The sequence below is a fragment of the Pseudomonas maumuensis genome (assembly GCF_019139675.1).
Classification (GTDB): Bacteria; Pseudomonadota; Gammaproteobacteria; order Pseudomonadales; family Pseudomonadaceae; genus Aquipseudomonas; species Aquipseudomonas maumuensis.
In genome coordinates this window covers 1,044,958-1,064,207 of sequence record NZ_CP077077.1, presented here as the reverse complement: position 1 = coordinate 1,064,207, position 19,250 = coordinate 1,044,958, and the positions used below count along the sequence as shown (strand labels likewise).

Below are 19,250 nucleotides of genomic sequence, written 5' to 3'. Positions count from 1 at the left end.
CGTTGTCGGACCGCGTTACGCCTGGGCGATCGCGGTTTCCAGGTGCGCAGCAAGCGCATCCCAGGCAATGTTCTGTTGTTCGCCCTGGCCACGCAGGGGCTTCACGCCAATCTCTTGCTTGGCCAGCTCGTCGTCGCCGAGGATCAGGGCGAACAACGCGCCGCTCTTGTCGGCCTTCTTGAACTGGTTCTTGAAGTTGCCGCCACCGGCGTTGACCGCCAGGCGCAAGTTCGGCAGACGATCACGCAGTTGCTCGCTGATCTTCAGGCCAGCAAGCTCGGCCTGCTCACCAAAGGCGCACAGGTAGACGTCGATGGTACGGCTGATCGACTCGGGCACCTGGCCGAGGGTTTCGATCAGCAGCAGCAGGCGCTCGATACCCATGGCAAAGCCAACGCCAGCGGTCGGCTTGCCGCCCATCTGCTCGACCAGGCCGTCGTAGCGCCCACCGGCGCAGACCGTGCCCTGGGCACCGAGCTTGTCGGTGACCCACTCGAACACGGTCTTGCTGTAATAGTCCAGGCCGCGTACCAGCTTGGTGTTGATCACGAACGGGATGCCAGCAGCGTCAAGACGCGCCTTCACACCCTCGAAATGCACGCGGGACTCTTCGTCCAGGTACTCTTCGAGCTTCGGCGCGCCCACCAGGGCGGCCTGGGTGCCTGCGTTCTTGCTGTCGAGGATACGCAGCGGATTGCTCTTCAGGCGGCGCTGGCTGTCTTCGTCCAGCTGATCGATGCGCTGGGACAGGAACTCCACCAGTGCATCGCGATAGCGCGCGCGGGCTTCGCTGGTGCCAAGGCTGTTGAGCTCCAGGGTCACTGCGTCCTGGATACCCAGCAACGCCCAGAGGCGCCAGGTGAGCATGATCAGTTCGGCGTCGATATCCGGGCCGGCCAGGTTGAACACTTCGACACCGATCTGGTGGAACTGCCGGTAGCGTCCCAGTTGCGGGCGCTCGTGGCGGAACATCGGGCCCACGTACCAGAGCTTCTGCACCTGGCCATTACCGATGATGCCGTGCTCGAGCACGGCGCGCACGCAAGCGGCGGTGCCTTCCGGGCGCAAGGTAAGCGAGTCCTTGTTGTCCTGGAAGGTGTACATCTCCTTCTCGACGATATCGGTGACTTCACCGATCGAGCGCTTGAACAGCTCGGTGAACTCGACGATCGGCGTGCGGATCTGGCTGTAGCCGTAGCTGTCCAGCAAGCCGGCCACGGTACCCTCGAAGTAGCGCCACAGCGGCGACTGGTCGGGCAGGATGTCGTTCATGCCACGGATGGCTTGCAGCGATTTGCTCACGAATAGTCCTTACGAATCTGTGTCTCAGCCGCGGGCGATCAGCGCCGCGTCGGCCTCGGCCTTCTCGGCCGCTTTCTGGCGAATGAGCTTTTCCAGCTCGTCGACCAGGTTGTCGTTGTTCAGCTTCTGCGATGGCTTGCCGTCGATGTACACCAAGTTCGGCGTGCCGCCGGTCAGGCCCACATGCGACTCCTTGGCTTCGCCCGGGCCGTTGACCACGCAACCGATCACCGCCACGTCCAGCGGCACCAGCAGGTCCTCCAGGCGCCCTTCCAGTTCGTTCATGGTCTTGACCACATCGAAGTTCTGCCGCGAGCAGCTCGGGCAGGCGATGAAGTTGATGCCACGGGAACGCAGGTGCAGCGACTTGAGGATGTCGTAGCCGACCTTCACTTCCTCGACCGGATCGGCGGCCAGGGAAATGCGGATGGTGTCACCGATGCCTTCGGCCAGCAGCATACCTAGGCCGACGGCGGATTTCACCGTCCCCGAGCGCAGGCCACCGGCTTCGGTGATGCCCAGGTGCAGCGGCTGGATGATCTGCTTGGCCAGCAGGCGGTAGGCTTCGACGGCCATGAACACGTCGGAGGCCTTGACGCTGACCTTGAAGTCCTGGAAATCCAGGCGGTCAAGGTGCTCGACGTGACGCAGGGCCGATTCGACCAGCGCCGCCGGGGTCGGCTCGCCGTACTTCTTCTGCAGGTCCTTTTCCAGGGAGCCGGCGTTGACGCCGATGCGGATCGGGATACCACGGTCGCGGGCGGCATCGACCACGGCGCGCACACGGTCTTCACGGCCAATGTTGCCCGGGTTGATGCGCAGGCAGTCGACGCCCAGCTCGGCCACGCGCAGGGCGATCTTGTAGTCGAAGTGGATGTCGGCGACCAGCGGCACGCTGACCAGTTTCTTGATTTTGCCGAACGCCTCGGCGGCGTCCATGTCCGGTACCGAGACACGGACGATGTCCACGCCGGCATCGACCAGGCGCTGGATCTGCGCCACGGTGGCGGCGACATCGTTGGTGTCGGTGTTGGTCATGCTCTGCACCGCGATGGGCGCATCGCCGCCCACCGGCACATTGCCGACCCAGATCTTGCGGGATTCGCGACGTTTGATCGGAGATTCGCCGTGCATGACTTACTGTCCCAACTTCAGGCGAGCGGTTTCGCCACTGGTGAACGGGGCGACATCGACCGCCTGGCCGTTGTAGCTCACCTGGGCGCCACGGGCGAAGCCCAGGCGTACCGCGAACGGTGGCTTGCCGGTCAGTTCCAGGCTGTCGCCCTTGCGCTTGATGGCGCTGAACAGCACCTTGCCGTTGCCGTCGGTGACCTGGGTCCAGCAATCGGCGGTGAATTGGATATGAACCTTGGCGCTGCCGGCCGGGGCCGGTGCGGTTTCAGCGGGCGCAGCCGGTGCGACCGCAGCGGTGGCCGCGACGGCTGCGACTGGCGCGGTGGCGGCAGGCACGGCGGGGGTAACCACGGCAGGAGCGGCTGGCGCGACAACCGGTGCCACAGGCGCGGCGGCGGTCGGCGCGGTGCTGGTGGCTGGCGTGGCAGGCGCAACGGAGGCGACTGGCGCCTGGGCCTCGGCGACCGGCGCCTGCTCGGCACTGTTCGGCTCCAGCGGCAGGGCCTGGCCTTCGGCCTGCTGGCCCTCGCTCACGGCCTGGTCTTCCGGCTCGTCCAGCGGGTGAATCTGCGTGGTGCCGTCGGCGCTCTCGACCTCGACATGCTCCAGGGCGATCTTGGCCAGGTCCTTGCCACGCAGGTTGCTCTGGTCCTGCCACCAGAAAAAGCCGCCACCGACCACGGCGATCAGCAGCAACAGGCTGACCACGCGCAGGATGTTATGCGACAGGCGCACCGGCTCTTCAATACGGCCAAGCGCGTGAACTTCGCTTCCTTTGGCGTGAGTACCGGTGATCTGGTCGAAGGCCTCGACCAGCGGCGCCTGGTCCATGTCCATCAGCTTGGCATAGGCACGGATGTAGCCACGGGCGAAGGTATGCCCAGGCAGCTTGTCGAAGGCGCCGTTTTCCAGGTTGTTCAGCGAAGATACCGTGAGGTTGAGCTTGCGAGCGACCTCGGCCTGGCTCCATTCGCGTTTTTCGCGGGCCTGGCGCAAGACGTCACCGGGGTTCTGGCGAGTCGCTGCTGCTACTTCAGTGTGCGCGGCTTTCATCGTTGCTCCGACAGGTATTGCTGATATTCCGGCGTACCGGGATAAAGTCGTTGTAATTGCTGGCCCAAACGGGCCGCGGTGCCCTGCTCGTCAAGGGCAAGTGCCAGGCGATGGCCCAGCAGCAGGCTGCGGGCATTCTGGTCGCTCAGCTGGCTGAATCGATCGTAGTAATCCCGGGCCGGCACATAATGCCTGTTTTCGTAGGACAACTCAGCCATTTCGAGCAAAGCCTTCGGTTGCCGCTGATTGAGCCGAAGGGCCTTTTCCAGGTATTCGCGGGCCTGAGCGCCCTGCCCCCGCTTCAAGGCGGTGAGCCCGAGGTTCTCGTAGACGCGCGAACGTTCAGGGTACAGGGTATCGGCGGCAGCCTGGAGGAACATCGCCTGGGCTTCGTCGAAACGGCCCTGAGCATATAGGAAACTGCCGTAGTTGTTACGGATTCGCGTGTCATCCGGGCGGATGGCCAAGGCTTTGTCGAAATGTTCGCCGGCCAGGGCGGGCTCATCCTCGGCCTGGAACACCAGGGCGAGCGCGGCATGGGCGTCGGCGTCGCGGGCGTCGAGGGCCAGGGCTTTGGCCAGAGGGGCCTTGGCGCGTTCGGTCAAACCTTGTTGCAAATACCCCAGGCCCAACTGCACATAGGCCTGCCCCGCCGCCTCGCGACCCTGGCGGTTGGCCAGGGGGTCACCCGCGCCGCCGGACACGCAGCCGGCTAGCAGCGAAAGCGTGAGGATCGACAGCGCGGTGCGCAGGCTCATGGGGCAGGTGCTCGTCAGGGGCGCGCGGCGCTGTCTTGCGGCTCGTCGGCGGCCAATTGGCGCACCGCGATGTAGCGCTCGCTGCGGCGGGTGCGGTCGTTGACCTGGCCCACCAGCTGACCGCAGGCAGCGTCGATGTCGTCACCGCGTGTGGTGCGCGTGGTCACGTTGAAGCCGCCGTGGTGCAGCAGGTCCTGGAAGCGGCGGATGGCATTGTTGCTCGGCCGCTCGTAGCCGGAGTGCGGGAACGGGTTGAACGGGATCAGGTTGATCTTGCATGGCACATCACGCAGCAGCTCGATCATCTGCGCGGCGTGCTCGGGCTGGTCGTTGACGTCCTTGAGCAGGGTGTACTCGATGGTCAGCACACGCTTGCCGCCGAGGGTGGACATGTAGCCCATACACGACTCCAGCAGCATCTTCAGCGGGTACTTCTTGTTGATCGGCACCAGCTTGTTGCGCAGCTCGTCGTTCGGCGCGTGCAGCGACAGGGCCAGGGACACGTCGATGTGCTTGGCCAGCTCGTCGATCATCGGCACCACGCCCGAGGTGGACAGGGTCACGCGACGCTTGGAAATGCCATAGCCCAGATCTTCCATCATGATCTTCATGGCAGCGATGACATTGTCGAAATTCAGCAAGGGCTCGCCCATGCCCATCATGACCACGTTGGTAATCGCGCGGTCGATCTTGGCCGGGACGGTCCCGAAGGATTTGTTGGCAAGCCACACCTGGCCGATCACTTCGGCTGCGGTGAGGTTGCTGTTGAAGCCTTGCTTGCCGGTGGAGCAGAAACTGCAGTCCAGGGCGCAGCCGGCTTGCGACGACACGCACAGGGTGCCGCGATCGTCGGTGGGGATGTAGACGGTCTCGACGCAGCTGCCGGAGGCAACGCGGACCACCCACTTGCGGGTGCCGTCGGCGGAAATGTCTTCGCTGACCACTTCCGGGCCGCGAATTTCGGCAACGGCCTCGAGCTTTTCGCGCAAGACCTTGCCGACGTTCGTCATGGCGGCGAAATCATCGACGCCAAAATGGTGAATCCATTTCATCACCTGACCGGCACGGAAGCGCTTCTCCCCGATTGAGTCGAAGAACTGTTCCATTTCCGCCAGGGTAAGCCCCAGCAGGTTGATCTTGTCAGTCGATGTCGTCATGGATTCACCCTCACTCGTAAGCCTTCGCTTAGCGAGTGGTTACCTCGGTAGCAGCGAAGAAGTAAGCGATTTCGCGAGCGGCAGCGGCTTCGGAGTCCGAACCGTGAACGGCGTTGGCGTCGATCGACTCGGCGAAGTCGGCGCGGATGGTGCCGGCAGCAGCTTCTTTAGGGTTGGTGGCGCCCATCAGCTCACGGTTCAGAGCGATGGCGTTCTCGCCTTCCAGAACCTGGACAACGACCGGGCCGGAAGTCATGAAGGCAACCAGGTCACCGAAGAAGCCACGAGCGCTGTGCTCGGCGTAGAAGCCTTCGGCTTCGGCCTTGGACAGTTGCTTGATTTTCGAAGCGACGATTTTCAGGCCGGCTTCTTCGAAGCGAGTGGTGATCTTGCCGATGACGTTTTTGGCAACGGCGTCAGGCTTGATGATGGAGAAAGTACGTTGAACAGCCATGGAAAACTCCAGAAATATGAGTGTTGCGAAAAATTAAACCCGCGAATTATACGCGGGTTCCGGGGGATTGCCTAACCTGCAGCGTGCGTTCAGTCGGCTTCGTCGATCCAGGCCGCCTGGATGGCCTCGAGAACCTTCTCACCGCAACGCGACGGATCGTCATCGAATTCAGGCAGCGCCATCACCCAAGCGCGCAGATCGACAAAATTCACGTAATGAGGATCGACCTCAGGCTTGCTTTCCGCAAGCTGGATGGCGATCTCAAGTACATCAACCCATTTCAGACTCATGTACAAAACCTCAGTGCGGCGCTTCTGCGGCGTGGTTGAGCGAGTATTTGGGGATCTCGATGGTGAGGTCCTCATCGCCGACGACCACCTGGCAACCCAGGCGCGACTGCGCCTCCAGGCCCCAGGCCTTGTCCAGCATGTCTTCCTCCAGCTCATCGGCCTCCTCGAGGGAGTCGAAGCCCTTGCGGATAATGCAATGGCAGGTGGTGCAGGCCTTGACGCCGCCGCAGGCACTTTCCATCTCGATGTGATGGTCGTGGGCCAGCTCCAGGATATTGGTCCCGGCCGGCACTTCCACGGTCAGCCCCTCGGGGCAGAATTTTTCATGCGGCAGGAATGTCACCAGCGGCATCGATTACTCCTCGATCTCATTCAGGTTGCGCCCGGCCAGTGCGGCTTTGACCGTCGAATCAAGGCGACGGGCGGCAAATGCATCGGTCACCTGCGACAGACGCTTGGTCTGTTGCTCGATGGCGGCGCCATCGGTGCCGCTCAGCAAATCACGTAGTTCCTGCATCTGGAATTCGATCGCGTCGCGCTCGTCACTGCTGAGCAGGCGTTCGCCATCGGCGTCCAGGGCGCCCTGCACCGCTTCGAGCAGGCGCTCGGCGTCGACCTGGTGCTCGCGCAACTGGCGCGCGTGCTTGTCGGAGCCGGCATGCTCGAACGAATCCTTGAGCATGCGGGCGATCTCGCCGTCGGTCAGGCCATAGGATGGCTTGACCTGGATGCTCGATTCCACGCCCGACCCCAGCTCGCGGGCCGCGACGCTAAGCAGGCCATCGGCGTCGACCTGGAAGGTCACGCGGATCTTCGCCGCGCCGGCCACCATCGCCGGGATGCCGCGCAGCTCGAAGCGTGCCAGCGAGCGGCAATCGCTGATCAGCTCGCGCTCACCCTGCAGGACGTGGATCATCATGGCCGACTGGCCATCCTTGTAAGTGGTGAACTCCTGGGCGCGGGCCACCGGGATGGTGGTGTTGCGCGGGATCACCTTCTCCATCAGCCCGCCCATGGTCTCGAGGCCGAGCGACAGCGGGATGACGTCCAGCAGCAACAGCTCGCCGCCTTCGCGACGATTGCCGGCCAGGGTGTCGGCCTGGATCGCGGCACCGATGGCCACCACCTGGTCTGGGTCGATCGAGGTCAGCGGGGTACGGCCAAACAGCGTACCGACGGCGTCGCGCACACGCGGTACGCGGGTAGAACCGCCAACCATCACCACCGCACCCACCTCTTCCAGCTCGATACCGCTGTCGCGCACGGCGCGGCGGCAGGCCTTGAGGCTGCGGGCAATCATCGGCTCGATCATGGCGTCGAAGGCGGCGCGGGTCAGCTCGCCCTGCCAGGCACCGTGCTGGACGCTAATCACGTCGGCATCGGTCAAAGCCTCCTTGGCCGCGCAGGCGGTTTGCAGCAGCAGGCGCTGGGTGGAGGGATCGAGATCGGCGGACAGGCCGGCCTGCTCGATGATCCAGCCAGCAATGGCGTGGTCGAAGTCATCGCCCCCCAGGGCGGTGTCGCCGCCGGTGGCCAGCACTTCAAAGACGCCAGCGGTCAGGCGCAGGATGGAAATATCGAAGGTACCGCCACCCAAATCGAAGATCGCCACCACGCCTTCGGCGTTCTGGTCCAGGCCATAGGCCACGGCAGCAGCGGTCGGCTCATTGAGCAGGCGCAGCACATTGAGGCCGGCCAGTTTGGCGGCGTCCTTGGTGGCCTGGCGCTGGGCGTCGTCGAAATATGCAGGAACAGTGATCACCGCGCCGACCAGCTCACCGCCGAGGGTCTCTTCGGCACGCGAACGCAGCACCTTGAGGATGTCGGCGGACACTTCCACCGGGCTCTTCGGCCCCTGGACAGTGTCGATGAACGGCATGTGCGACTCACCACCGACAAAGCGGTACGGCAGTTGCTCGCCGAGCTGCTTGACGTCGGCCAGGCCTCGACCCATCAGGCGCTTGACCGAGACGATGGTGTTGAGCGGGTCGCTGGGCGCTGCCTCGCGCGCGCTCAGACCAACGTCGACGCCGTTATCCAGGTAGCGTACTGCGGAGGGCAAGATGACCCGACCCTGAGCATCGGGCAGCGGTTCACTGCGCCCGCTGCGCACGGCGGCGACGAGAGAATTGGTGGTGCCCAGGTCGATACCCACCGCCAGGCGGCGCTGGTGCGGTTGAGGGCTCTGACCGGGTTCGGCGATCTGCAGTAGGGCCATGCTTATCTGAGTACCTTAGGCGTCATCACGGGCGACGCCGGGGTTAATCGTCGAGGCGCTCTTCGAGTTGGCGCACTTCTTGGGCGAGCTTGTCGAGGAACTGCATGCGGCGCATCAGGCGCTCGGCCTTGTCGCGCTGGGCTGCATCGTCCCAACAGTCGGCGAAGTCATTGTTCAGTGCGTCCTGGGCACCCTTGAGGCGCTTCTTGAACACACCAACACCGTCGAGGTCGGCTTCGTCCTGCAAATCTTCGAGCTCTTCGCGCCACTGCATCTGCTGCAGCAGGAAGTCCGGATCATGCACCGTGACTTCCTGAGGCACTTCGTGACCACCGATGGCCAGCAGGTACCGGGCGCGACGCGGCGCGCTGCGCAAGGTCTGGTAGGCGTCGTTCAGCGCCGCGGACTTTTCCAGGGCGACACGCTGCTCACGCTCGGAAGCGTCGGCGAAGCGGTCGGGGTGGACCTCACGGGCCAACTCGCGATAGCGAACGGCCAGTTTGTCGAGGTCCAGGCGAAAAGCCGGTTGCAGGTCGAACAGGGCGAAATGGCAAAGAGTACCCACGGCCAGCCTCAAACGTTGAAGCTTTCGCCGCAGCCACACTCACCGCGCACGTTGGGGTTGTTGAACTTGAAACCTTCGTTCAACCCTTCCTTGACGAAGTCCAGCTCGGTGCCGTCGAGGTACACCAGGCTTTTCGGGTCGATGATGACCTTCACGCCGTGGTTCTCGAACACCTGGTCTTCGGCGGCGAGCTCGTCGACGAACTCCAGCACGTAGGCCAGGCCCGAGCAGCCGGTGGTGCGCACGCCCAGGCGAATGCCCTCACCCTTGCCGCGTCCGTCGAGGGAGCGGCGAATGTGGTTGGCGGCGGCTTCTGTCATGCTGATAGCCATCGGAACTCCTTACCTCGCAGTCGACTTAGACCAAGCCTTTCTTCTGCTTGTAATCGCGAACAGCGGCCTTGATGGCATCTTCGGCGAGCACGGAGCAGTGGATCTTGACCGGCGGCAATGCCAGCTCTTCAGCCAGCTGGGTGTTCTTGATGGTCTCGGCCTCGTCCAGGGTCTTGCCCTTCATCCACTCGGTGGCGAGGGAGCTGGAGGCGATGGCCGAGCCGCAACCGTAGGTCTTGAACTTGGCGTCTTCGATGACGCCCTGCTCGTTGACCTTGATCTGCAGGCGCATCACGTCACCGCAAGCCGGAGCGCCGACCATGCCGGTACCGACATCCGGATCGTCGGCGTTCATCTTGCCGACGTTGCGCGGGTTTTCGTAGTGGTCGATGACCTTTTCACTGTATGCCATGGTGCAATTCCTTCCTCATCAGGGAGCCGCTCTTGCCGGCGACTGCTTAGTGGGCGGCCCACTCGATCTTGGAGATGTCGACGCCGTCTTTGTACATGTCCCACAGCGGCGACAATTCGCGCAGCTTGTTGACTGCCTTGCAGACTTCCTGCGCGGCGTAGTCGACTTCTTCCTCGGTGGTGAAGCGACCGAAGGAGAAGCGGATCGAGCTGTGCGCCAGCTCGTCGTTGCGGCCCAGGGCGCGCAGGACGTAGGACGGCTCGAGCGAAGCGGAGGTGCAGGCCGAACCGGACGAAACGGCAATGTCCTTGAGCGACATCAGCAGCGACTCGCCTTCGACGTAGTTGAAGCTCAGGTTCAGGTTGTGCGGCACGCGCTGGGTCTGGCTGCCGTTGACATACAGCTCTTCGAGGTCCGAGACCTGCTTGAAGAAGCGGTCGCTCAGGGCCTTGATGCGCACGTTCTCGGCGGCCATTTCCTGCTTGGCGATGGCGAAGGCCTCGCCCATGCCAACGATTTGGTGGGTCGGCAGGGTGCCCGAACGCATGCCGCGCTCATGGCCACCGCCGTGAATGATTGCTTCCAGGCGCACGCGCGGCTTGCGGCTGACGTACAGCGCGCCGATGCCTTTGGGGCCGTAGACTTTGTGCGCGGAGAACGACATCAGGTCGACTTTCAGCTTTTGCACGTCGATTTCGACCTTGCCGGCCGACTGCGCGGCATCGACATGGAACAGTACACCGCGCGAGCGGGTCAGTTCGCCGATGGCGGCGATGTCGTTGATCGAGCCGACTTCGTTGTTCACGTGCATCAGCGAGACCAGGATGGTGTCGTCGCGCAGGACGGCTTCGACCATCGCCGGGGTGACGATGCCGTCTTCGCCTGGCTCGAGGTAGGTGACCTCGAAACCTTCACGCTCGAGCTGGCGAGCGGTATCCAGGACCGCCTTGTGCTCGATCTTGGAGGTGATGATGTGCTTGCCCTTGGTCTGATAGAAGTGCGCCACGCCTTTGAGGGCGAGGTTGTCGGACTCGGTGGCACCGCTGGTCCAGACGATCTCGCGCGGATCGGCGTTGATCAGCTCGGCGACCTGGCGGCGGCCGTTCTCGACTGCTTCCTCGGCTTTCCAGCCGAACACGTGGGAGCGCGAGGCTGGGTTACCGAAGTTCCCGTCAACCAGCAGGCACTCGGCCATCTTCTGGGCGACACGGGGATCGACCGGCGTGGTCGCGGAGTAATCGAGGTAGATCGGCAACTTCATTGAGTATCTCCTATCAGGCGGTGGCGTCGCTCGTCGCTGCAATGTTCAGTCGACGGCGGACGTCTCAATCTTGTCCAGCTGGGCAGTTCGGCCTGCGACACGGCGCAGGTCCTGGCGCTGGGCGACTTCCTGCACCTCGCGGCGCATGACGAGGTCGGCCAGGCTGATGCCACTGAGGAATTCATGGATCTGCTGGCTCAGGTCACACCACAGGTGGTGAGTCAGGCAGGTATCACCGGCGTGGCAATCCCCCAGGCCCTGACAACGGGTGGCATCGACCGATTCGTTGACCGCGTCGATGACCTGGGCCACCTGGATGGTTTCCATGCCTCGCGACAGCTGGTAGCCGCCGCCTGGGCCGCGAACGCTGGATACCAGGCTGCTGCGGCGCAGCTTGGCGAACAGCTGTTCCAGATAAGAGAGGGAAATGCCCTGGCGCTCGGAAATATCGGCCAAAGACACCGGCCCCTGCTGCGCGTGCAACGCCAGGTCAAGCATGGCGGTCACGGCGTATCGGCCTTTGGTAGTCAGTCGCATGGCGTATGGGTACCACGGGAGTTACAGGATGTGTGCGAGTATGCGATTCCCGAGCATTTAAGTCAACTATAAGACCTAGTGCTTTAGTCGGGTATGCATGCGGGAGGCGGGCGCGAGTGTAGCAGACAAGGGGCGCGAGCACACGCCCCTTGTGTCAGGCCGGCGCAATCAATGCGACCGAGTGTCGCCCTGCTTCAGCTCGACGCAGGCTTCGGCGAAGTCGTCGTCGGGCAGCGCCGGCAGCTCCTTGGCGCAGTAGTCACTGCCCATCCGGGTCAGCGCGCCACACATACCCTCCAGGCGCTCGTCGACGGCCTGCAGATGGTCGAGCATCTGGCCGATGGCGCGCGCTACCGGGTCTGGCATGTCGCCACTGACGCCATAGGCGTCGAAGCCGATCTTCTCGGCCATGGCCTTGCGCTTGGCCTCGACGGCGTCATCCTCGGTCTTGACGATGATCCGCCCCGGGATGCCCACCGCCGTGGCGCCGGCCGGCACCGCCTTGGTGACCACGGCGTTGGAGCCGATCTTGGCCCCGGCGCCCACGGTGAACGGGCCCAGCACCTTGGCCCCGGCACCGACCACGACGCCGTTCTCCAGGGTCGGGTGACGCTTGCCCTTGTTCCAGCTGGTACCACCAAGGGTGACACCCTGGTAGAGGGTCACGTCGTCGCCGATCTCGGCGGTTTCGCCAATGACGATGCCCATGCCGTGGTCGATGAAGAAGCGCCGGCCGATAGTCGCGCCCGGGTGGATCTCGATGCCGGTCATCCAGCGACCGAAGTTCGACACCAGGCGCGCCAGCCATTTGAAATCGCGCTTCCACAGAGCATTGCCCAGGCGGTGCAGCCAGATGGCGTGCATGCCCGGGTAGCAGGTCAGCACCTCGAAGGCATTGCGCGCCGCCGGGTCACGATGGAAAACACTTTGAATATCTTCACGCAGACGCTCGAACATCGTTCAGTCCTTCCGTTTATGCGGCTCGCCCCGGACGACTTTCTGGGTCTCGGTGAGGATGCCGCGCAAAATGCTCATTTCCGTACGCTCGACCGAGCTGCGCCCATACAGCCGGCGCATGCGCGGCATCAGGTGCTTGGGCTTGGCAGGGTCGAGGAAGCCGATGTCCACCAGGGTCTTTTCCAGGTGGTCATAGAACAGCTCCATTTCGTCCATGGTCGCCAGCTCATTGGCGTCCGCCTTCTCGACCTTTGGCGTCGCGTCCTGCACCGCCAACGAGGCCATGCGCACCTCGTAGGCGAGCACCTGGACCGCGGCGGCCAGATTCAGCGAGCTGAAGTCGGGATTGGAGGGAATGTGCACGTGGAAGTGACATCGCTGCAGTTCTTCGTTGGTCAGGCCGGCGTGTTCGCGACCGAACACCAGGGCGATGTCCTCACCGCCCAGGGCGTGCTCCACCGCCTTGGTGCCGCACTCACGGGGGCCGATCAACGGCCAGGGGATGCTGCGCTCGCGGGCGCTGGTGCCCATCACCAGGCTGCAGCCGACCAGCGCCTGCTCGAGACTGTCGACCACCTGGGCGCCGGCCAGCACATCGTCGGCCCCCGAGGCGCGCGCCGAGGCATCGGCGGCCGGGAATTCTTTCGGTTGCACCAGCACCAGGCGCGACAAGCCCATGTTCTTCATGGCACGCGCAGCGCCGCCGATGTTGCCGGGGTGGCTGGTATTGACCAGGACAACACGAATATTTTGCAGCAAGGTGTCGTGCTCTCGGATGCAGAAAAAGGAGGGTTCGATCTTACAGAACCGACCAGCGTAACGCCATGAAAGCAAATGTGACACTTCTGTCGTCAAAGATTTCTGCTAGAATGGCCGGCTTTCCTCTTTAACATCTCCAGGTGACCTTCCCATGCAGCCTATGCTGAATATCGCCCTGCGCGCCGCTCGCAGCGCCAGTGAACTGATTTTCCGCTCCATCGAACGCCTGGACAGCATCAAAGTCGACGAAAAACAGGCCAAGGACTACGTGTCCGAAGTTGATCGCGCCGCCGAGAAGGTCATCGTCGAGGCCCTGCGCAAGGCCTACCCGAACCACTCCATCCAGGGCGAAGAAACTGGCCTGCACGCCGGCACCGGCGAAGAAGGCAAGGACTACCTGTGGATCATCGATCCGCTGGACGGCACCACCAACTTCCTGCGTGGCGTTCCGCACTTCGCTGTCAGCATCGCCTGCAAATACCGTGGCCGCCTCGAGCACGCCGTGATCGTCGACCCGGTTCGCCAGGAAGAATTCACCGCCAGCCGTGGCCGTGGCGCCCAGATCAATGGCCGCCGCCTGCGCGTCAGCTCGCGCACCAGCCTGGAAGGCGCCCTGCTGGGTACCGGCTTCCCGTTCCGTGACAGCCAGATGGCCGACCTGGACAACTACCTGGGCATGTTCCGCGCCCTCACCGGCCAGACCGCCGGCATCCGCCGCGCCGGCTCCGCCAGCCTGGACCTGGCCTATGTCGCTGCCGGCCGCTTCGACGCCTTCTGGGAGTCGGGCCTGTCCGAGTGGGACATGGCCGCGGGCGTGCTGCTGATCCAGGAAGCGGGCGGCCTGGTCAGCGACTTCAACGGTGGTCACGAATTCCTCGAGAAAGGCCACATCGTTGCGGGCAACATCAAGTGCTTCAAGGCCGTGCTGACTGCCATCCAGCCGCACCTGCCGGAACACATGAAGCGCTAAGCGCAGATTGCGAGCACAAAAAAAGCACCCCTCGGGGTGCTTTTTTCGTTTAAGAGCACTGAACCTGCGTCACTGCCCCGGCTGATTCTGGCTCAGGATCAGCTTGCCGTTCTTGTCCAGCGGGATGGTCGAGCCCGGCTCGTGATCCATCTTTACCTTGCCCACCTGATCACCGATGGAATAGGTAACGTTGTAGCCAACGACCTTGTCACTGATGTCATTGACCGTGTTGCAACGAGTTTGCGTGGTGGTGTAGGTGTCACGCTCCTGCATACCTTCCTGCACCTTGTTGCCGGCATAGCCGCCGCCGACCGCACCGGCCACGGTGGCAATCTTCTTACCGGTACCGCCGCCGATCTGGTTACCCAGCAGACCACCGGCGATGGCACCGACCACCGTACCGGCGATCTGGTGCTGGTCCTTGACCGGCGCCTGGCGCGTCACGGTGACGTCCTTGCAGACCTCGCGCGGCGTCTTCACCTGCTGCTTGATCGGCTGCACGTCGGTGACCTGGGCGTACTCAGGCCCCTTGTTCACCAAGCTGTAGGTCGCCACAGCACCTCCGGCGGTTACACCGACAGCACCCAGAACCGCACCCACCAGCATTGATTTGTTCACGTGAACCTCCTGATCGTACCCGCGGGCATAGGGCCCGCCTTCTCCCAGCCTTGGAGCAAAAAAAAAGGCGCGAGTTCAACACTCGCGCCTTTCTTTACGCCAGACGGCGCGGGGCTAAGCCTTACGGGCGCTCGTCCACACCGTCGGTCTTGACCGGCGGGATCAGGTCTTCACTGCTCAGGTTCAGCCAGATCAGCACCACGTTGGCGATGTAGATCGACGAGTAGGTACCCGCCATGACGCCGATGAACAGCGCCAGGGAGAAGCCGAACAGGTTGTCGCCGCCGAAGAACAGCAGCGCGGCGATGGCCAGCAAGGTCGACACCGAAGTGGCGACGGTACGCAGCAGGGTCTGGGTGGTCGAAATGTTGATGTTCTCGATCAGCGAGGCCTTGCGCAGCACGCGGAAGTTCTCGCGCACGCGGTCGAACACGACGATGGTGTCGTTGAGCGAGTAACCGATGATCGCCAGCACCGCCGCCAGTACCGTCAGGTCGAAGGTGATCTGGAAGAACGACAGGATACCCAGGGTCACCACCACGTCGTGGATCAGCGAAATGATCGCACCCACCGCGAACTTCCACTGGAAGCGGAACGCCAGGTAAATGAGGATGCCGCCCAGGGCCAGGAGCATGCCGAGGCCGCCCTGGTCACGCAGCTCTTCACCCACCTGCGGACCGACGAACTCGACGCGCTTGACCGTAGCCGGGTTGTCGCCGCCGATCTTCTGCAGAGCCTCGGCCACGCGATTGCCCAGCTGCGGGTCATCGCCCGGCATGCGCACCAGCAGGTCGGTGGTGGCGCCGAAGCTCTGCACCACGGCATCGTGGAAGCCGGAACCGACCAGCTCGGTACGCACCTTCTCCAGGTCCGCCGGGCGCTCATAGGTGAGCTCGATCAGCGTGCCGCCGGTGAAGTCCAGGCCGAAGTTCAGGCCCTTCTGCCACCAGCTGAACAGCGCCAGCACGGTGAGGAGCACGGTAATGGCGAACGCGACATTGCGCACGCCCATGAAGTTGATGGTTTTCATCGCAGCTCCCTCAAACCCACAGCTTCTTGATGTCACGCCCGCCGCAGGTCAGGTTGACCATGGCACGGGTCACCATGACGGCGGTGAACATCGAGGTGAAAATCCCGAGGGACATGGTGACCGCGAAGCCTTTGACCGGGCCGGTACCCATGGCGAACAGGATGCCGCCGACCAGCAGGCTGGTCAGGTTGGCGTCGATGATCGCGGTGTACGCACGGTTGAAGCCTTCGTGGATGGCGCGCTGCACCGACATGCCGGCTTTGAGCTCCTCGCGGATACGCGAGAATATCAGCACGTTGGCGTCCACCGCCATACCCATGGTCAGCACGATACCGGCGATACCCGGCAGGGTCAGCGTGGCCCCCAGCAGCGACATCAGCGCCAGCAGCAGGACCATGTTGCCCGCCAGGGCCACGGTGGCGATCACGCCGAAGCCACGGTAGATGGCGATGATGAACAGCGAGACGAACAGCATGCCCCACAGGGACGCGTCGATACCCTTGGTGATGTTGTCGGCACCCAGGCTCGGGCCAATGGTACGTTCTTCGGCGAAGTACATCGGCGCGGCCAGACCACCGGCACGCAGCAGCAGGGCCAGCTCGGACGATTCGCCCTGGCCGTTCAGGCCGGTGATGCGGAACTGGCTGCCCAAAGGCGACTGGATGGTCGCCAGACTGATGATCTTCTTCTCTTCCTTGAAGCTCTGTACGGCAACGTCCTTCTCGACGCCATCGACGGTCTGCTTCTCGTAGCGGGTGATCGGCTTCTGCTCGATGAAGATCACCGCCATGCTGCGCCCGACGTTGGTGCGCGTGGCGCGGCTCATCAGCTCGCCGCCATGGCCGTCGAGGCGAATGTTCACCTGCGGGCGACCGTGCTCGTCGAAGCTGGCCTGGGCGTCGGTAACCTGGTCACCGGTGATGATCAGGCCGCGCTCGACCGGAGCGGAGCGACCGCCTTCGCGGAACTCGAACACCTCGGTGGTGGCCTTGGACGCGCCTGGCTCGGCACCGAAGCGGAACTCCAGGTTGGCGGTCTTGCCGAGGATACGCTTGGCTTCGGCGGTGTCCTGCACGCCCGGCAGCTCGACCACGATGCGGTTGGCGCCCTGGCGCTGCACCAGCGGCTCGGCCACGCCCAGCTCGTTCACACGGTTGCGAACGGTGGTCAGGTTCTGCTTGATGGAGTATTCACGGATCTCGGCGACCTTGGCCTGGGTCAGTGCCAGGCGCAGCACGGCAAGCTCGTTGCGCTCGGTGGTGGTCAGGTCGAAATCATTGAAATTCTTGCGGATCAGGCTACGAGCCTGTTCGCGGGTGGCATCGTCGGCGAAGCCCAGCATGATGCCGCCGTCCTGCTGCGGCAGGCTGCGGTAGCGGACGCGCTCTTTGCGCAGCAAGGTCTTGACCTCGCCTTCGTAGACTTTCATGCGCGCGGTCATGGCCTTGTCCATGTCCACTTCCAGCAGGAAGTGCACACCACCGGACAGGTCCAGGCCGAGCTTCATCGGGCTGGCACCCAGGTTACGCAGCCACTGCGGGGTGGTCTGGGCCAGGTTCAGGGCCACGACATAGTCGTCACCGAGGGCCTTGCGCGCCACATCCTTGGCCGGCAGCTGGTCTTCCTGGTTGGTCAGGCGCACCAGCGCACTGCCCTTCTCGCCCAGGTTGCCGCCTTTGACGGTGATACCGGCATCGGTCAGCGCTTTGGTGACGCGATCGAGGTCGGCCTGGCTGACATGCAGGGCGGAACTGGCGCCGCTGATCTGCACCGCCGGATCATCCGGATAGAGGTTGGGTGCGGAATAAATGAAGCCGACCGCCAGTACCACCACGATCAGCAGGTATTTCCACAGAGGGTATTTGTTCAGCATCACGCCGCCCGTTCAAGACGCGGGGCGCTTTGCGCGCCCCGACTGGAAAAATGAAACCGGTAACTCAGATAGCCTTGAGCGTACCTTTTGGCAGGGTCGCGGCAATGGCGCCCTTCTGGAACTTCAGCTCGACATTGTCGGACACTTCCAGGACCACGAAGTCATCGGCAACCTTGACGATCTTGCCGGCGATGCCGCCGTTGGTGACAACTTCGTCACCTTTTTGCAAGTTGCTCAGCAGGTTCTTCTGCTCTTTGGCACGCTTGGCCTGCGGGCGCCAGATCATCAGGTAGAAGATGACCAGGAAGCCGACCAGGAAGATCCACTCGAAGCCGGTACCGGCTGGGCCGGCGGCGGGGGCTGCTGCGTCCGCGTAGGCGGCGGGGATAAAGAAGCTCATTGGGCTCTCCTAATGGAATTTTCTAATAATGGTTACGAACAGTCAGTCCAAAGGCGGAACGGGAAGCCCGCGCTTGGCGTAGAAGGCGTCGACAAAGGCGGCCAATTTACCCTGTTGAATAGCCTCGCGTAAACCGGCCATCAAGCGCTGGTAATGGCGCAAGTTGTGGATGGTATTCAGCATGCTGCTCAACATTTCGCCGCACTTGTCCAGATGGTGCAGATAGGCGCGGGAGAAGTTGGTGCAGGTGTAGCAATCGCAGGTCGGATCCAGCGGCGATTCATCGTGGCGATGGAACGCGTTGCGGATCTTGATCACCCCTGTGTCGACGAACAGGTGGCCGTTGCGCGCGTTGCGCGTGGGCATCACGCAGTCGAACATGTCGACGCCGCGGCGCACACCCTCTACAAGATCTTCCGGCTTGCCTACCCCCATAAGGTAACGAGGTTTGTCAGCCGGCATCTGCGCGGGCAGGTAGTCCAGCACCTTGATCATCTCGTGCTTGGGTTCGCCCACCGACAGGCCGCCGATGGCCAGGCCGTCGAAGTCGATATTGACCAGCGCTTCCAGCGAGCGCATGCGCAGGTCCTGGTACATGCCGCCCTGGACGATGCCGAACAACGCCGCGGTGTTGTCGCCATGGGCATTCTTCGAGCGCTGGGCCCAGCGCAGCGACAGCTCCATCGAGGTGCGCGCCACGTCGTGCTCGGCCGGGTACGGCGTGCACTCGTCGAAGATCATCACGATGTCCGAGCCCAGGTCGCGCTGGACCTGCATGGACTCTTCCGGCCCCATGAACACCTTGGAACCGTCCACTGGCGATGCGAAGGTCACGCCTTCCTCCTTGATCTTGCGCATGGCGCCCAGGCTGAACACCTGGAAACCACCGGAATCAGTGAGGATAGGGCCTTTCCATTGCATGAAATCGTGCAGGCCGTTGTGTTTCTTGATGACTTCGGTGCCCGGGCGCAGCCACAGGTGGAAGGTGTTGCCGAGGATGATCTCGGCGCCGATAGCCTCGATATCACGCGGCAACATGCCCTTGACCGTGCCATAGGTGCCCACCGGCATGAAGGCCGGGGTCTCGACCGTGCCACGGGGGAAGGTCAGCCGGCCGCGACGGGCCTTGCCGTCGGTGGCCAGCAGTTCGAACGACATTCGACAGGTGCG

Annotated in this window: 22 protein-coding genes; 1 reads left to right on the top strand and 21 read right to left on the bottom strand. The window is 63.3% G+C overall.

What is annotated here, in order from left to right; genetic code table 11:
- Nucleotides 1–15: 15 nt before the first annotated feature.
- The 16 genes from hisS to trmJ form a co-directional block, all read right to left on the bottom strand.
- Nucleotides 16–1,302, bottom strand: a complete 1,287-nt coding sequence (gene hisS / locus KSS90_RS04975; protein WP_217868438.1) for a histidine--tRNA ligase — start codon at nucleotides 1,300–1,302, stop codon at nucleotides 16–18.
- Between the two features lie 24 nt (nucleotides 1,303–1,326).
- A complete protein-coding gene (gene ispG, locus KSS90_RS04970) occupies nucleotides 1,327–2,436 on the bottom strand; it encodes a flavodoxin-dependent (E)-4-hydroxy-3-methylbut-2-enyl-diphosphate synthase (protein ID WP_011532347.1) in 1,110 nt (369 codons plus the stop codon).
- A 3-nt stretch (nucleotides 2,437–2,439) separates the two neighbouring features.
- Nucleotides 2,440–3,489, bottom strand: a complete 1,050-nt coding sequence (locus KSS90_RS04965; protein WP_217868437.1) for a RodZ domain-containing protein — start codon at nucleotides 3,487–3,489, stop codon at nucleotides 2,440–2,442.
- Nucleotides 3,486–4,247 (bottom strand): type IV pilus biogenesis/stability protein PilW, encoded by a 762-nt coding sequence (pilW, locus tag KSS90_RS04960; protein WP_217868436.1) that lies wholly within the window; start codon nucleotides 4,245–4,247, stop codon nucleotides 3,486–3,488. The genes KSS90_RS04965 and pilW overlap by 4 nt, the downstream gene beginning before the upstream one ends.
- Before the next feature lie 14 nt (nucleotides 4,248–4,261).
- On the bottom strand, nucleotides 4,262–5,404 hold the full coding sequence (rlmN, locus tag KSS90_RS04955; RefSeq protein ID WP_028689594.1) for a dual-specificity RNA methyltransferase RlmN: 1,143 nt from the start codon (nucleotides 5,402–5,404) through the stop codon (nucleotides 4,262–4,264).
- A gap of 28 nt (nucleotides 5,405–5,432) precedes the next feature.
- Nucleotides 5,433–5,858, bottom strand: a complete 426-nt coding sequence (gene ndk / locus KSS90_RS04950; RefSeq protein ID WP_008092560.1) for a nucleoside-diphosphate kinase — start codon at nucleotides 5,856–5,858, stop codon at nucleotides 5,433–5,435.
- A gap of 89 nt (nucleotides 5,859–5,947) precedes the next feature.
- A complete protein-coding gene (gene iscX / locus KSS90_RS04945) occupies nucleotides 5,948–6,148 on the bottom strand; it encodes a Fe-S cluster assembly protein IscX (RefSeq protein WP_023630071.1) in 201 nt (66 codons plus the stop codon).
- A 10-nt stretch (nucleotides 6,149–6,158) separates the two neighbouring features.
- Nucleotides 6,159–6,500 carry an ISC system 2Fe-2S type ferredoxin gene (gene fdx / locus KSS90_RS04940; protein WP_217868435.1) on the bottom strand — a complete coding sequence of 114 codons (342 nt, stop codon included), beginning with the start codon at nucleotides 6,498–6,500 and terminating at the stop codon, nucleotides 6,159–6,161.
- Nucleotides 6,501–6,503: 3 nt separating this feature from the next.
- Nucleotides 6,504–8,366: a Fe-S protein assembly chaperone HscA gene (gene hscA / locus KSS90_RS04935; protein ID WP_217868434.1), complete on the bottom strand. Its 1,863-nt coding sequence runs from the start codon at nucleotides 8,364–8,366 to the stop codon at nucleotides 6,504–6,506.
- 43 nt (nucleotides 8,367–8,409) lie between these two features.
- A complete protein-coding gene (gene hscB, locus KSS90_RS04930) occupies nucleotides 8,410–8,931 on the bottom strand; it encodes a co-chaperone HscB (RefSeq protein ID WP_217868433.1) in 522 nt (173 codons plus the stop codon).
- A gap of 8 nt (nucleotides 8,932–8,939) precedes the next feature.
- Nucleotides 8,940–9,263, bottom strand: a complete 324-nt coding sequence (iscA, locus tag KSS90_RS04925; RefSeq protein ID WP_023630636.1) for an iron-sulfur cluster assembly protein IscA — start codon at nucleotides 9,261–9,263, stop codon at nucleotides 8,940–8,942.
- A 25-nt stretch (nucleotides 9,264–9,288) separates the two neighbouring features.
- Nucleotides 9,289–9,675 (bottom strand): Fe-S cluster assembly scaffold IscU, encoded by a 387-nt coding sequence (gene iscU / locus KSS90_RS04920; RefSeq protein ID WP_023630637.1) that lies wholly within the window; start codon nucleotides 9,673–9,675, stop codon nucleotides 9,289–9,291.
- A gap of 46 nt (nucleotides 9,676–9,721) precedes the next feature.
- Nucleotides 9,722–10,936, bottom strand: coding sequence for an IscS subfamily cysteine desulfurase (locus KSS90_RS04915; protein WP_134689989.1), 1,215 nt, complete (start codon nucleotides 10,934–10,936; stop codon nucleotides 9,722–9,724).
- A 45-nt stretch (nucleotides 10,937–10,981) separates the two neighbouring features.
- A complete protein-coding gene (gene iscR / locus KSS90_RS04910; protein WP_023630639.1) occupies nucleotides 10,982–11,473 on the bottom strand; it encodes a Fe-S cluster assembly transcriptional regulator IscR in 492 nt (163 codons plus the stop codon).
- A gap of 168 nt (nucleotides 11,474–11,641) precedes the next feature.
- Nucleotides 11,642–12,430, bottom strand: coding sequence for a serine O-acetyltransferase (gene cysE, locus KSS90_RS04905; RefSeq protein ID WP_046854250.1), 789 nt, complete (start codon nucleotides 12,428–12,430; stop codon nucleotides 11,642–11,644).
- A 3-nt stretch (nucleotides 12,431–12,433) separates the two neighbouring features.
- The gene (gene trmJ, locus KSS90_RS04900; RefSeq protein ID WP_217868432.1) at nucleotides 12,434–13,189 is read right to left on the bottom strand and encodes a tRNA (cytosine(32)/uridine(32)-2'-O)-methyltransferase TrmJ; all 756 of its coding nucleotides are present in this window, start codon (nucleotides 13,187–13,189) and stop codon (nucleotides 12,434–12,436) included.
- A 151-nt stretch (nucleotides 13,190–13,340) separates the two neighbouring features.
- Between trmJ and suhB the strand changes: the two genes are divergently transcribed.
- Nucleotides 13,341–14,159: a type III secretion system regulator SuhB gene (gene suhB / locus KSS90_RS04895; protein ID WP_046854248.1), complete on the top strand. Its 819-nt coding sequence runs from the start codon at nucleotides 13,341–13,343 to the stop codon at nucleotides 14,157–14,159.
- 69 nt (nucleotides 14,160–14,228) lie between these two features.
- Here suhB and KSS90_RS04890 read toward each other — a convergent pair whose 3' ends face one another.
- From KSS90_RS04890 to tgt, 5 genes are all read right to left on the bottom strand, one after another.
- Complete coding sequence (locus KSS90_RS04890) at nucleotides 14,229–14,777, bottom strand: glycine zipper 2TM domain-containing protein (protein ID WP_102682081.1); 549 nt, start codon at nucleotides 14,775–14,777, stop codon at nucleotides 14,229–14,231.
- Nucleotides 14,778–14,898: 121 nt separating this feature from the next.
- The gene (secF, locus tag KSS90_RS04885; RefSeq protein WP_217868431.1) at nucleotides 14,899–15,807 is read right to left on the bottom strand and encodes a protein translocase subunit SecF; all 909 of its coding nucleotides are present in this window, start codon (nucleotides 15,805–15,807) and stop codon (nucleotides 14,899–14,901) included.
- 10 nt (nucleotides 15,808–15,817) lie between these two features.
- Complete coding sequence (gene secD, locus KSS90_RS04880; RefSeq protein ID WP_217868430.1) at nucleotides 15,818–17,680, bottom strand: protein translocase subunit SecD; 1,863 nt, start codon at nucleotides 17,678–17,680, stop codon at nucleotides 15,818–15,820.
- A gap of 64 nt (nucleotides 17,681–17,744) precedes the next feature.
- Nucleotides 17,745–18,080, bottom strand: coding sequence for a preprotein translocase subunit YajC (gene yajC, locus KSS90_RS04875; protein WP_023629280.1), 336 nt, complete (start codon nucleotides 18,078–18,080; stop codon nucleotides 17,745–17,747).
- A gap of 42 nt (nucleotides 18,081–18,122) precedes the next feature.
- Nucleotides 18,123–19,238, bottom strand: coding sequence for a tRNA guanosine(34) transglycosylase Tgt (tgt, locus tag KSS90_RS04870; protein ID WP_023629281.1), 1,116 nt, complete (start codon nucleotides 19,236–19,238; stop codon nucleotides 18,123–18,125).
- Nucleotides 19,239–19,250: the final 12 nt, after the last annotated feature.